Here is a 13319-nt window from a genome sequence, read left to right as displayed (position 1 = left end):
TTAGCGCAATGCCCATGAACGAAAGTACGCCGCTGTTAAAAAGTACTCTCCCGAAGCGATGCAGGCCTCAGCTGCCGCCAGATCCGGCTTCTCCACAAAGCGGTTAGAGGCACAGGGATGAAATCAAAGGAGTCATTGTAGATTGGTCTGAAATTATAGCGATACGTTCTGCCACGACGGATCATTTGTGCGCCACTGCCGCTCGACCGCATCTGGATCCTTCAAGAAAACCGCGTAGTCCGGAAGAGTACGCGGGTGCTTGCCCGGCTCAGTTCAGCGCTTGTTCCAGCTGCGGAAGCAGCGAGAACAAATCCCCCACCAGGCCGATATCGGCAATCTCGAAGATCGGCGACTCCGGGTCCTTGTTGATCGCCACGATCGTCCCTGCGTCCTTGATGCCGGTCAGATGCTGGATCGCGCCGCTGATGCCGATCGCCACGTAGAGTTCGGGCGCGATGATCTTGCCGGTCTGGCCGACCTGCAGCTCATTGGGCACGTAGCCAGCGTCCACGGCAGCGCGCGAGGCGCCCACGGCGGCGCCGAGTTTGTCGGCCAAACTGTAGATGTGCTGGAAATTCTCGGCCGAGCCAACGCCGCGGCCGCCGGAGACCACGCGCTTGGCGCTCTGCAGGTCCGGGCGGTCGGAGCTGCCTGCGGCCAGGCCGACGAAGCGGGTGTGGGTCGGCAGCGCGGCATCAACGGTGACTGCCTCGACCGTCGCACTGCCGCCGGCTGCCGCTTCCGGCCACGAAGCGCTGCGCACGGTTGCAATCACGATCTGGTCAGTCGGCGCTTTCACGGTGATGATCGCGTTGCCGGCGTAGATCGGGCGCTTGAAGGTATAGGCATCCTCGACCGACATCAGGTCGGAGATCTGGTTCACGCCCAGCAGCGCGGCCACCACCGGCATCAGATCCTTACCGAAGGTCGTGGAGGGGCCGAACACATGGCTGTAGCCCTGGCCGGCGAGCTGTGCGATCTGCGGCCCAAGCACCTGGGCGACGGCGTGTTCGTTGGCGGCGTTTGTCACCGTCAGTACGCGTGCGACGCCTGCCAACTGCGCGGCCTGGGTGGCAACCGCAGCCGGATCGGCCGCCAGCACAACAATGTCGATGGACTCGGCCGACACCGCCAGCGCGGCGCTGAGGGTCTTGGCGGTGGCCGCATTGAGCTGGCCGTTGAGATGTTCTGCGACGACGAGGATCTTGGCCATTACAACAACCCCTTTTGCTTGAGTGCGGCCACCAGTTCGGCGGCGTCCTTGACCATCACGCCACGGCTGCGCTTGGACGGCGCGGCGTAGTGGGTGGTGCTGAGGCTGTCGTGCGCATCGACGCCCAGGTCGGCAAAGGCCAGCGTTTCCAGCGGCTTGCTCTTGGCCTTCATGATGTCCGGCAGCTTGATGAAGCGCGGCTCATTCAGGCGCAGGTCGGTGGTAATCACCGCCGGCAGGTCCACTTCCAGCGTTTCCAGGCCGGCATCGACCTCACGGGTCACGGTGGCCTTGCCATCGGCCACGACCAGCTTGCCGGCGAAGGTCGCCTGCGGACGGCCCCACAACGTGGCGAGCATCTGGCCGGTCTGGTTGGCGTCGTCGTCGATCGCCTGCTTGCCTAGGATGACCAGGTCCGGCTGTTCCTTCTCGACCAGCTTGAGCAGGGTACGTGCAGCGGTCAGCGGCTGGATGGCGGAGTCGGTCACCACGTGGATGGCGCGGTTGGCGCCCATGGCCAGGCCGTTGCGCAGATGCGCGGCCGCATCGGCCGGCGCCAGGGTGGCGACTACCACCTCGGTGGCGATGCCGGCATCGCGCAGGCGCAACGCCTCTTCCAGGGCGATTTCGTCGAACGGGTTCGGCGAGAGCTTGACGCCGTCGGTCACCACACCGGAGCCATCCGGCTTGACCTGAATGCGGACGTTGTAGTCCACCACGCGCTTGTAGGCGACGAGGATTTTCATCGTGTACGAGATCCTTCAGCTGTTGCGGGAAGGCCCGGCCGCGGCGGCAGGCTCGGGAGTGCTGCCATTCTAACCGGGGAGGGCGCACCATGCGATGGCGTATGGATGCTGCGCTGCGGCAGTCGGACACAGCGATGTGGGCGATGCTTAAGCTCGGCCCGGACCATATATCCTGTGTGGTTTGAAAATGCAGCGCGGGTGCGCGCGACCAGGAGGGGTAGACAGTGGCGACTTGGCTAGTAACCGGCGGGGCCGGCTTCATCGGCGGAAATTTTGTTCTGGAGGCGGTCTCTCGCGGGATCCGCGTGGTCAATCTCGACGCGCTCACTTATGCGGGCAATCTGAACACGCTGGCGTCGCTGGAAGGCAATGCCGACCATGTCTTCGTCAAGGGCGACATCGGCGACGGCGCGCTCGTGACTCGCCTGCTGCAGGAACATCAGCCGGACGCGGTGCTGAACTTCGCGGCCGAAAGCCATGTCGATCGTTCGATCGAAGGCCCTGGCGCCTTCGTCCAGACCAACGTGGTCGGCACTTTGGCCCTGCTCGAGGCAGTGCGCGACTATTGGAAAGCGTTGCCGGACACGCGCCGTGATGCGTTCCGCTTCCTGCATGTGTCCACCGACGAGGTCTATGGCACGCTGGGTGAGACCGGCAAGTTCACCGAAACCACGCCCTACGCCCCGAACTCGCCGTACTCGGCCTCCAAAGCAGCGTCGGATCACCTGGTACGCGCGTTCCACCACACCTACGGGCTGCCGGTGCTGACCACCAACTGCTCGAACAACTACGGTCCGTACCACTTCCCCGAAAAACTCATTCCATTGGTCATTGCCAAGGCGCTGGCCGGCGAGCCGCTACCGGTGTACGGAGACGGCAAGCAGGTGCGCGACTGGCTGTTCGTCAGCGATCATTGCGAAGCGATCCGCACCGTGCTGGCCAAGGGCCGGGTCGGCGAGACCTACAACGTGGGCGGCAATTCCGAGCGCCAGAATATCGAAGTCGTGCAGGCAATCTGCGCGCTGTTGGATCAGCATCGTCCGCGCGAAGACGGCAAGCCGCGCGCCAGCCAGATCACCTATGTCACCGACCGTCCCGGACACGATCGCCGTTACGCGATCGATGCCTCAAAGTTGAAGGACGAGTTGGGCTGGGAGCCGGCGTATACCTTCGAGCAAGGCATCGCGCAGACGGTGGAGTGGTACCTGACCAACCAGGCGTGGGTGCAGGGCGTGCTGGATGGCAGTTATCGTCTGGAACGGATCGGCGCCGCGGCATAACGCGCGTCCCTTGCAAGAGCCTGCGCGCGCGCGGGCCTCAACAGGAGCACCTCATGACACAACGTAAAGGCATCATTTTGGCGGGCGGGTCAGGCACGCGTCTGTATCCGATCACCAAGGGCGTCAGCAAGCAGCTGTTGCCGGTGTACGACAAGCCGATGATTTACTACCCGCTGAGTGTGCTGATGCTTGCGGGCATTCGGGACATTCTGATCATCAACACGCCGCATGAGCAGGCGCTGTTTCAGTCGCTGTTGGGCGATGGCTCGCAGTGGGGCGTCAATATCCAGTACGCGGTGCAACCCAGCCCGGACGGGTTGGCACAGGCCTATCTGATCGGACGCGACTTCGTCGACGGCAAGCCGAGTTGCCTGGTGCTGGGCGACAATATTTTCCATGGTCATGGTCTGACCGAGACCTTGCGCCGCGCGGATGCGCGCGAGCAGGGCGCAACGGTGTTCGGCTATTGGGTCAACGATCCGGAGCGCTACGGTGTTGCCGAGTTCGATCAACAGGGCAAGGTCATCGACATTGCCGAAAAGCCGGAAAAGCCACGCTCCAACTACGCGGTGACCGGCTTGTATTTCTATGATGGCAAGGCCAGCGACTATGCGGCTGCCTTGAAGCCGTCGCCGCGCGGCGAGCTGGAGATCACCGATCTCAATCGTTGCTATCTCGATGCTGGCGACTTGCATCTGGAGCCGCTGGGTCGCGGTTATGCGTGGCTGGATACCGGTACGCATCAGTCTTTGCACGAAGCGGCCAATTTCATCGAGACCATTCAGATGCGTCAGGGTCTGCAGGTGTGCTGCCCGGAGGAAATCGCATTTGGGAAGGGCTGGATCGATGCTGCGCAGCTGGAGCGCCTGGCCGCGCCACTGCTGAAAAACGATTACGGAAAATATTTGAATGCATTAGCCAAGCGCGGGGTTGTCCCTTGAAAGTGATCGAAACGACGTTGCCCGGCTGCGTCGTCATCGAGCCTGCAGTGTTTGGCGATGAGCGCGGTTATTTTTTCGAAACATGGAATGCGGAGCGTTTCGGACAGCACGGCCTACCGACAAATTTTGTGCAAAGTAACGTCTCCACATCCGCCAGGGGCGTACTGCGCGGTCTGCACTATCAGTGGCCTCGCCCGCAGGGCAAATTGGTGAGCGTGCTTGAAGGCGAGGTCTACGACGTTGCAGTAGACATCCGCAGTGGATCTCCTCACTTCGGGCACTGGACCGCAGTCTTGCTGAGTGCAGAAAACCGACGCCAAGTCTGGATACCTGAAGGCTTTGCGCACGGCTTCGCGGTGCTTTCGGAGAAAGCATTGTTCAGCTATCTGTGCACCGACGTGTACGTCAGGGAGGCTGATGCTGGCGTGCGCTGGAACGACGCGGAGATCGGGATCGATTGGCCGATCAGCGATCCATTGCTGTCCGCCAAGGATGCCAGCGCACCGTTCCTGAGCGAAGTGCCAGTAGATCGCTTGCCGGTGTATACGCCGTGACCACGTTGGTCTTCGGGGCAAACGGGCAGGTCGGGACGGAACTGCTGCGTGCACTGGAGGCCGATGGCGCGGTGCAGGCAACGACACGCAGTGGCCGGTTGCCTGATGGCAGCGCGTGCGAGACGGCGGACTTCGACGCACCGGAAGCTTTGCCAGCCTTGCTGGACTGGATTGCCCCGTCGCGGGTGGTCAACGCTGCAGCCTATACAGCAGTAGATCGCGCCGAGCAGGATCCCGATAGCGCCATGCGGGCGAATGCGCTATCGCCTGGCGTGATTGCGGCATGGTGTGCTGCCCATGAAGTGCCACTGGTGCACTATTCGACCGACTACGTCTTCGACGGTCAGGGCACCGAGCCGTATCTGGAGGATGCGCAGACCTCGCCGCTAGGCGTGTATGGCGGAACCAAGCTTGCTGGCGAGGACGCCATCCGCGCCTCCGGTGCGCAGCATCTGATCCTACGCACGGCCTGGGTGTACGCCTCGCATGGCGCCAATTTCCTGCGCACGATGTTGCGTGTCGGCGCCGAGCGCGATGAGCTGCGCGTGGTGGCCGATCAGATCGGAACGCCGACGCCGGCGGCATTGATCGCCGATGTCACCGCGCAGTTGCTGCGCCAACGCACACCCGACACCTCGGGCACATGGCACCTCACGGCTGCCGGGCAAACCAGCTGGCATGGCTTTGCCGAGGCGATCTTCGAAGAAGCCGTGAGCGCAGGTCTGCTGCCGCGTGCACCGCGCGTGGTGCCGATCACCACCGCCGACTACCCGACGCCTGCGAAGCGGCCGGCGTATTCGCGGTTGTCGATCGAAAAACTGCAGCGCGAATTCGACATCGTGTTGCCGGACTGGCAGCTTGGCCTGCAGCGCGTGATTGCCGAAATCGCCGCTGCCAGACGGTAGAAGTCGCGGCTCAGATCGGTGGCAATCACGCTACCTGCCGACGAAATGAAAGCCGCAAAAACAAACAGCCGGGAATCCCCGGCTGTTTGCTTATGTGTTGCAGAAACCTGCAAGCGACCGATCAGGTGCGCCCGTAGGTATCTTCGAAACGCACGATGTCGTCTTCGCCCAGATAGCTGCCGGACTGCACTTCGATCAGTTCCAGCGGCAATTTGCCTGGATTGCGCAGGCGATGGGTCACGCCAAGCGGAATATAAGTACTCTGGTTCTCGGTGAGCAGCAGCACCTCTTCGCCACGCGTGACTTCTGCGGTGCCGCTGACGACGATCCAGTGCTCGGCGCGGTGGTGATGCATCTGCAGACTGAGCACGGCACCGGGCTTGACGGTGATGCGCTTGACCTGGTGACGGTGGCCCATGTCGATCGAATCGTAAGCACCCCACGGACGATAGACCTTGCGATGCCAGGTCGCCTCGGAGCGACCGTCGGCCTTGATCCGGCCGACCACATCCTTCACTTCCTGGATGCGATCGCGGTGACCGACCAGAACGGCGTCTGGCGTCTCCACCACAACCACGTCCTCCAGACCGACCATGGCAATCAGGCGCGAGCCATACGCATAGGTGTTCTTGCAATCGAGCTGGATGACATCGCCATGATGCGCATTGCCCTGGCCATCCTGCTCGGAGACGTCCAGCAGCGAGGACCATGAGCCAACGTCATTCCAGCCGGCATCCAGCGGCACGACGACCGCATCGGCAGTCTTTTCCATCACCGCATAGTCGATCGAATCCGACGGGCTGGAGGCGAACGCATCCTTGTCCAGACGGGTGAAGTCGGCATCACGCTTGCCGCCTTCCCACGCCTTCTGACACGCGTCGGCGATGGCGGGATGGAATTTGCGCAGTTCTTCCAGATAGCGCGAGGCACGGAACAGGAACATGCCGCTGTTCCAGTAATACTCGCCGCTGGCCAGATAGCCTTGCGCGGTAGCCAGGTCGGGCTTTTCGACGAAGCGCTCGACCGCGGTGGCGCCGGTACCGGCACCGGCCTTGATGTAGCCATAGCCGGTTTCAGGCGCGGTCGGCTTGATGCCGAAGGTGACCAGCTTGCCCTGTTCTGCGGCAGCTGCCGCGACGGTCACGGCAGCCTGGAAGGCGGCCTCGTCACGAATGACATGATCGGAAGGAAGCACCAGCAACAGCGGATCGCCACCGTTACGGGTGGCTTCCAATGCAGCGACGGCAATTGCCGGGGCAGTGTTGCGGCCCTTGGGCTCAAGCAAAATGGCCGAAGGTTTCACGCCCAGCTGCTGCAGCTGCTCGGCCGCCATGAAGCGGTGTTCTTCGTTGGCCACCACGATGGGCGCGTGCGCGGCCACCGGAGCCGAACGCAGCCAGGTGGCCTGCAGCATGCTGTGCTCGCCGACCAGCGGCAGGAACTGCTTCGGGTACGATTCGCGCGACAACGGCCAAAGGCGCGTGCCGGAACCGCCGGACAAAATAATCGGAAGGACGTCGCTCATGAGCGGGGGAAACTCCAGTGCGTCAAAGTGGGGGATGATGGTAAATCAGCCGCGTAGCAGATCGGAAATCTCCTGCGTACGCGTTTCCAGCAGTGCGGCATCGCCGCGGGTTTCCACGTTCAGACGCAGCAGTGGTTCGGTGTTGGAACTACGCAGGTTGAAACGCCACTGGCCGAAGTCCGCGCTGATGCCATCGGTGTAATCCAGCTCGGGTGACAGCGACGCGTAATGCTCCATCACGCGCGCAACCGCGGCCTTGGCATCGTCCACCTTGAAGTTGATCTCGCCGCTGCAAGGGAACTTCTGCATGCGTGCTTCCACCAGATCTGCCAGCGAACGACCGGACTGCGACACCAGCTCGGCAATCAACAGCCACGGAATCATGCCGGAATCGGCGTAGGCGAACTCGCGGAAATAATGGTGCGCGCTCATTTCACCGCCATACACGGCATTTTCGCTGCGCATCTTTTCCTTGATGAAGGCATGCCCGCTCTTGCACAGCACCGGAATACCGCCGCTGTCTTCGACCATCTCCACGGTGTTCCAGGTCAGGCGCGGGTCGTGCACGACCTTGCCGCCCGGCTGCTTTGCAAGGATTGCCTGCGCCAGCAGGCCGACCAGGTAATAGCCTTCGATGAAGCGGCCGCTGTGGTCGAAGAAGAAGCAACGATCGAAGTCGCCATCCCATGCAATACCGAAATCGGCGCCGTGTTCCTGCACCGCCTTGGCGGTGGCAGCGCGGTTTTCCGGCAGCAACGGGTTGGGAATGCCGTTGGGGAAGTTGCCATCGGGTTCGTGGAAGACGCGCACGAATTCGAAAGGCAGATGCGGTGCGAGCAGATCGACGATCAGACCGGCGCCACCGTTGCCGGCGTTGACCACCAGCTTGAGCGGCTTGAGCGTGCTGCGGTCCACGTAGCTGAGCAAATGCTCAAGGTAGGCAGTCTTGTCGGTGCGGCTCTGTTCGCTTGCGGTCGGCTCGCCGGGTGCAGCGGTGTCGGCTGCGACGGTGTCGCGGATGGCGAACAGGCCGGTGTCGGAGCTGATCGGTCGCGCCTGCTCGCGCACCAGCTTCATGCCGTTGTAGTCCATCGGGTTATGGCTGGCAGTGACCATCACGCCGCCGGCGGCCTTCAGGTAATCGGTCTGGAAATAGACCTCTTCGGTGCCGCACAAGCCGATATCGATCACCTCGCGGCCACTGGCGCGCAGGCCGGCCGAGAGCGCTTCCTGCAAGCCGGGGCTGGCCAGGCGCACGTCATGGCCCAGGACCACCGGCCCTTGATCCAGCTGCGCCGCCAGCGCCACGCCGATGCGGCGAGCCAAGTCCTCGTTGAGTTCATCCGGCACGCGGCCGCGAATATCGTAGGCCTTGAAGGCGGGTAGCGTCATGGGCAATTCCTGGGGTGGGGGATGCCCGAGTTTAGCGGCTGCGCTGTGTCTTGGGTGTGGCGGAATTGCGAACGGGGACAGGGAACAGTCAGCGGCTAGAATGGCTGCTTCACATCAGCGAGGCGAGGGCGGTGATGCGCAATAGTGGACGTGGTAAGGCAAGCGGCAAACGCTACGCCGATGCTAGGGCGGCGTTGGATGGGGTGCTGGCCGACGGCCAGACCCTGGCGGTGGGCGGCTTTGGCTTGTGCGGAATCCCCGAAGCGCTGATCGCGGCAGTGCGCGAAAGCGGAGTCGGCGGGCTGACCGTGATTTCCAACAACGCCGGGGTCGATGGATTTGGGCTTGGCCAATTATTGGCCACCCGGCAAATCCGCAAGATGATTTCGTCGTACGTGGGCGAGAACAAGGAGTTCGAACGCCAGTATCTGGCCGGTGAACTGGAGCTGGAGTTCAACCCGCAAGGCACGCTGGCCGAGCGCTTGCGTGCGGGCGGTGCAGGAATTCCTGCGTTTTACACCGCAACCGGCTACGGCACCATCGTCGCTGAGGGCAAGGAAACCGGCGAATTCAACGGCAAGCACTATGTGCTGGAAACCGCGCTGCAGGCCGATGTGGCCTTGGTCAAGGCATGGCGTGCGGATACGGCCGGCAATCTGGTGTTTCGCAAGACCGCGCGCAATTTCAATCCCGCCTGCGCCATGGCTGGTCGCGTCTGCATCGCCGAGGTCGAGGAAATCGTGGCGTTGGGCGCGATCGACCCGGACCATGTGCATCTGCCCGGCATCTATGTCGACCGTTTGGTACTCAACGCCACGCCGGAAAAACGCATCGAACAGCGCACCGTGCGCGAAGGACAGCACTGATGGCCTGGACCAGAGATCAGATGGCCGCGCGTGCGGCGCGCGAATTGACCGATGGTGCCTACGTCAACCTGGGCATCGGCCTGCCGACGCTGGTGGCCAATCACATTCCCGATGGCGTGGACGTGTGGCTGCAATCGGAGAATGGCCTGCTCGGTATCGGCCCGTTTCCCACCGAAGACGAAGTGGATGCGGACCTGATCAATGCCGGCAAGCAGACCGTCACCGCGCGCGCCGGCGCCAGTTATTTCGGTAGCCACGATTCGTTCGCGATGATCCGCGGCGGGCACATCGATCTGGCGATTCTCGGTGCGATGCAGGTCACCGAGCGTGGCGATCTGGCCAACTGGATGGTGCCCGGCAAGATGGTCAAGGGCATGGGCGGCGCGATGGACCTGGTGGCCGGGGTCAAGCGCGTGGTGGTGCTGATGGAACACGTGGCCAAGGACGGCAGCCACAAGATCCTGCCCGAGTGCGACTTGCCGTTGACCGGCCTGGGCGTGGTCGATCGCATCATCACCGACCTGGCAGTGTTCGATGTCACCGATGGTGGGTTGGTGTTGGTGGAGGCGGCCGATGGGGTCGATTTGGAAGAGCTTCGGGCCAAGACAGGTGTTGCATTCGAGATGCCCAGTTAAATACGGTCATCGGATAATTGAAAAAAAGAGCCTTCAGGCGCCATGGCTGCAAAGCCTGGATGTAGTGCCCTTTCATGAGGTCATGAAGGCTTCCTACATCCAGGCATGCATAACCTCATTGCCCGATTAGAGCTGTTTTGGAGCTCTCCGAAAGTGCTTGAGGCTAAGAGGTATGGATGAAATAAGTATTACAGATAAACATATCCCAAAATTGCCTCGCGTACCGCGCCTGGAACTCCTTCGCAGTTGTCGGTGAGCGTGTCGTAATGATCCAGATTCGGTTTGTAGTAGCAGCGATAAAGCGGTACGGTGCCGGGTACCTGTACATCATTCAAGAATGCAATGTGATAGGCGAAGTCTTGCTTGAACCAACCCTCGCAGTTGGGATCGGTAGAGCTGAACATTTTTGATTTTTCACCCGTGTCGCGGCTCCGCATAATGCATGAGAAGACTTGGTGCGAACCAGGAAACCAAGTGTGAGATCCGATTCCTAAGCCGCCTTCCAGTTTCCAGCCGAGCTGCCCCCAATTCATTGGAAGCTCTCCGTGCGTCATATGATTTTTATCGCGAGCGTGATGGAGCGGTAAAGAGGCTTTGCAATCATCCCTTCTGGGAACTGCAGTGCCAGGGCGCCGCTGCCAAGTTCCAATTTACTGACGTCTCCAAGAGGCAATAAATTTCCGTATTCTCCCGCTCTCGAAGACGAGGCAATTCCATTGCTGGCGACAAATAAAGCGGCAACAAGTAAGATTTTCAAAATTAATTTCTCCTTGCGCGAGTTAATCTCGCAATAACTATTGTCTGTCTGTGGTTCAGTAAATTATGTAAGGAAAATCTGATAGTTTTGTGGGTAATTGCTGATCGGGGATGGTCGAGGGGAAGGCTATGTTGATGGCCACGGCCTTACAGGGGGGCTTTGTTTAAAGGGTGGTGCTGCCAAAAAGCTGCTTTGGCAGGGGTTTCCAAAAGACACATATATGATGACTTGAAACGCTAGCCGTGCAGGGATATGCAATGGGCGATGCTTTCTTACGCCCATAGTGCTTCCGTGCCGAAACTACATGCGTTGGGGTCAGTCGCTCAATCTGCTTCCATGGCGCATCACTTATCTGCAAGGCGCAATATTATTATATAATTTCAGATGTTGGGTGGTTTTATGGAAATGTTTAATTTGCGGATGTATTGGGGGGCGACTTTTTTGCAAAACGGTAAGGGGTTTTATGATTTTCTGTTGAAATTTCTAACGCCTGTCCGATCGTGGCGATTCGATAGCCTGATTGGATAGCGGAGATACCCATGAAGCGTTCGATCGCGTGCGCCAGCGTGCCATCTATCTGGCCTTGTTCGGTTTCGAACTCGCTTGGGTGCAGGTGCGCATCCAGCAGGGGGCGCAGCGCTTCCAGCCGTGCCCAGAACATGCTGCCGGAGGCGAACATGCCTTGTTCGATCGCCGTCTCCGTGCCGGTGCGGGCGCCAAGATAATCCAGTGCGTCGGTATTGCCGCCAATGAAGTCCGCGACCGGCAAGAGGTGGCCATCGGGCGCCGCGAGGCCGAGGAGCGGGTCGGAGGAAAATGCGTTCACGATTGCGTCGGCCCGTTCTGGTGCAAGCAACGCAGATAGCATTTCATGACGCCATGTGTCTCCATCGCTGCGATGGGTCGACTTCTTGGTGTGCAACTTCACGACCAAACAGACGCCTTCATCGAGCAACCGGTTGGCGACGTGCAGAAAGGGCAGGATGTCGCGGCCGCGGTTCTCGAAACCTTCCACCTCGGCCTGCATGCCGCGTTGTTGCACACGGTGGCGGACCTCCACGACCATGGTCAGATCGGTTGTGATGACCAGCCGCGGTGATATTGCGCAGTGGGCGACGGCATCGAGCATTTCGTCGAGTACGTCGAGATACCAGGCGTGCAACACCACGCATACGCGGTGCGGCGCCAACTCGGATACGACCTTGGAAGGGCCGATGAGTGCTTCTCGCGTCGCCTCCAGCCAGGCATGTCCCAGGCGAGCGTCTGGTTCGAGGACCGCACCTTCGGCCCACTCGTTCCACGCGTTGATGAACACCATGCGGTGCGCAGGCAACGCATTGGCGAGGCGCTGCTGGACAGTACGTGACAGCCAGTCGCGGTAGCGGCGCGGGGATGCATGCAGATAGATGCGTCCTTTGCCTGAGCGACGCGGCTCGTTGTCCCAGCCAGGATTCACGCCTGGATACAGCGTGTAGTCGCGCAGCGGACGTTGCTCCATATCGCTCGCAAGCTCCCGCCAATCCAGGGCTTCGCCGTTGAAATCGGGATTCACCAGGCGCTGCCTGGCGGTGACCGACGGCGGTGTACTCATGTTCGGTGGGAATTCGACCGCCGCATCGAACCCGATGTCGCGCGGGTCGGGGCGCTCGAAACCCTGGACATAGGCCAGATGGATCTCACCGATGCCATTGACGCGGCACCAACCGCGCCAGCGTGCCGCGGTCTGTGCGGGTTCGGGCAGCAGATGCGGTCGGTACACCAGCAGCAGCGGTCGCCCGTCCACGCGCAGGTATTTCGGATTGCGCATGTACGCCGCGACGTGTGCGATGAACGCAAGGTCGTCGTCTGCACCGTGCGCCTGATCGATCAGGATGTCGTCGCCGCGGCCATCCCAGCGGCGCGCCCATTTCTCATTCGCCCAGCACAGGCAGAATGGCAGGGTGATCGACGGGTCCTCGTGCCACTGGGTGATCGGCATTTCCAGCAAGGTCTTGCCGGCAAACCAGTAGAAATAGAAGCAGAAGGCACCGAGTCCGTACTCCTGCGCCAGGCGCGCCTGGTCGCGCATGGTCTGGGTATTGCGAAGATCGTAGAAACCCAGATCGGCTGGCAGCCTGGGTTGCAGGTGACCCTCGAACTGCGGAAGGGCACGGGTGACGTTGCGCCACTCCGTAAAGCCTTTTCCCCACCATGCGTCGTTCTCGGGGATGGGATGGAACTGCGGCAGATAGAACGCGATTAGTTGCGCAGGCAGCGTTTCGGGCAGTGCTGCCCGGCGATAAGACACATGGCCGATCGCCGCTTCGTCGCTGCGCGCGGCCGGACGCCGCGAGATACCGTGATTTGCGCGGCCCCGCGCGGGTTCAGGCACCCAGTCCGCATGCCGGTCCAGGAACCAGCTGCGCCACCGGTCGCGCGTTGCCTCGCTCAGGGGAATTGCGCGAAACCCCGCACGCATCAGCCCGAACAATCGAGCGCGCAGACGCGACTGCATCGAGCGACCGG

At 61.4% G+C, this 13319-nt stretch carries 13 protein-coding genes; 6 read left to right on the top strand and 7 right to left on the bottom strand.

What is annotated here, in order from left to right; translation table 11 throughout:
* Window positions 1–268: 268 nt before the first annotated feature.
* Together XcyCFBP4188_RS05875 and XcyCFBP4188_RS05870 are read right to left on the bottom strand one after the other, a co-directional pair.
* Window positions 269–1213, bottom strand: a complete 945-nt coding sequence (locus XcyCFBP4188_RS05875) for an electron transfer flavoprotein subunit alpha/FixB family protein (RefSeq protein WP_104591779.1) — start codon at window positions 1211–1213, stop codon at window positions 269–271.
* Entirely contained in the window at window positions 1213–1959 is a 747-nt protein-coding gene (locus XcyCFBP4188_RS05870; RefSeq protein ID WP_104549286.1) for an electron transfer flavoprotein subunit beta/FixA family protein, read from the bottom strand. The genes XcyCFBP4188_RS05875 and XcyCFBP4188_RS05870 overlap by 1 nt, the downstream gene beginning before the upstream one ends.
* 224 nt (window positions 1960–2183) lie before the next feature.
* Here XcyCFBP4188_RS05870 and rfbB point away from each other — a divergent pair, with 224 nt between their 5' ends.
* From rfbB to rfbD, 4 genes are read left to right on the top strand one after another with little or no spacing between them, the layout of a single operon-like run.
* A complete protein-coding gene (gene rfbB / locus XcyCFBP4188_RS05865; RefSeq protein WP_006449666.1) occupies window positions 2184–3239 on the top strand; it encodes a dTDP-glucose 4,6-dehydratase in 1056 nt (351 codons plus the stop codon).
* Between the two features lie 53 nt (window positions 3240–3292).
* The gene (gene rfbA, locus XcyCFBP4188_RS05860) at window positions 3293–4180 is read left to right on the top strand and encodes a glucose-1-phosphate thymidylyltransferase RfbA (RefSeq protein WP_006449667.1); all 888 of its coding nucleotides are present in this window, start codon (window positions 3293–3295) and stop codon (window positions 4178–4180) included.
* Window positions 4177–4734, top strand: coding sequence for a dTDP-4-dehydrorhamnose 3,5-epimerase (gene rfbC / locus XcyCFBP4188_RS05855; protein WP_006449668.1), 558 nt, complete (start codon window positions 4177–4179; stop codon window positions 4732–4734). Before rfbA ends, rfbC begins: the two co-directional genes overlap by 4 nt.
* Window positions 4731–5639, top strand: a complete 909-nt coding sequence (gene rfbD / locus XcyCFBP4188_RS05850; RefSeq protein WP_006449669.1) for a dTDP-4-dehydrorhamnose reductase — start codon at window positions 4731–4733, stop codon at window positions 5637–5639. The genes rfbC and rfbD overlap by 4 nt, the downstream gene beginning before the upstream one ends.
* Before the next feature lie 121 nt (window positions 5640–5760).
* Here the strand turns inward: rfbD and XcyCFBP4188_RS05845 are convergent, their stop codons facing one another.
* On the bottom strand, window positions 5761–7164 hold the full coding sequence (locus XcyCFBP4188_RS05845; protein WP_006449670.1) for a mannose-1-phosphate guanylyltransferase/mannose-6-phosphate isomerase: 1404 nt from the start codon (window positions 7162–7164) through the stop codon (window positions 5761–5763).
* A gap of 45 nt (window positions 7165–7209) precedes the next feature.
* Window positions 7210–8556, bottom strand: coding sequence for a phosphohexomutase domain-containing protein (locus XcyCFBP4188_RS05840; RefSeq protein ID WP_006449671.1), 1347 nt, complete (start codon window positions 8554–8556; stop codon window positions 7210–7212).
* 134 nt (window positions 8557–8690) lie between these two features.
* Between XcyCFBP4188_RS05840 and XcyCFBP4188_RS05835 the strand changes: the two genes are divergently transcribed.
* Window positions 8691–9422: a CoA transferase subunit A gene (locus tag XcyCFBP4188_RS05835; protein WP_043907939.1), complete on the top strand. Its 732-nt coding sequence runs from the start codon at window positions 8691–8693 to the stop codon at window positions 9420–9422.
* A complete protein-coding gene (locus XcyCFBP4188_RS05830) occupies window positions 9422–10057 on the top strand; it encodes a CoA transferase subunit B (RefSeq protein WP_006449673.1) in 636 nt (211 codons plus the stop codon). Before XcyCFBP4188_RS05835 ends, XcyCFBP4188_RS05830 begins: the two co-directional genes overlap by 1 nt.
* Before the next feature lie 188 nt (window positions 10058–10245).
* Here the strand turns inward: XcyCFBP4188_RS05830 and XcyCFBP4188_RS22500 are convergent, their stop codons facing one another.
* The 3 genes from XcyCFBP4188_RS22500 to XcyCFBP4188_RS05820 all read right to left on the bottom strand — a co-directional run bounded on the left by XcyCFBP4188_RS22500 (window position 10246) and on the right by XcyCFBP4188_RS05820 (window position 13308).
* A complete protein-coding gene (locus XcyCFBP4188_RS22500) occupies window positions 10246–10590 on the bottom strand; it encodes a hypothetical protein (RefSeq protein ID WP_139051551.1) in 345 nt (114 codons plus the stop codon).
* 17 nt (window positions 10591–10607) lie between these two features.
* Window positions 10608–10814 carry a hypothetical protein gene (locus tag XcyCFBP4188_RS22495; protein WP_139051552.1) on the bottom strand — a complete coding sequence of 69 codons (207 nt, stop codon included), beginning with the start codon at window positions 10812–10814 and terminating at the stop codon, window positions 10608–10610.
* A 409-nt stretch (window positions 10815–11223) separates the two neighbouring features.
* On the bottom strand, window positions 11224–13308 hold the full coding sequence (locus tag XcyCFBP4188_RS05820) for a glycoside hydrolase family 99-like domain-containing protein (protein ID WP_046932008.1): 2085 nt from the start codon (window positions 13306–13308) through the stop codon (window positions 11224–11226).
* Between the last annotated feature and the right edge of the window lie 11 nt (window positions 13309–13319).

This window comes from Xanthomonas hortorum pv. cynarae (assembly GCF_002939985.1).
Taxonomy (GTDB): Bacteria; Pseudomonadota; Gammaproteobacteria; order Xanthomonadales; family Xanthomonadaceae; genus Xanthomonas; species Xanthomonas hortorum_D.
The sequence above is the reverse complement of the archived record's forward strand: the minus strand, read 5'-3'. Positions and strand labels throughout refer to the sequence as shown.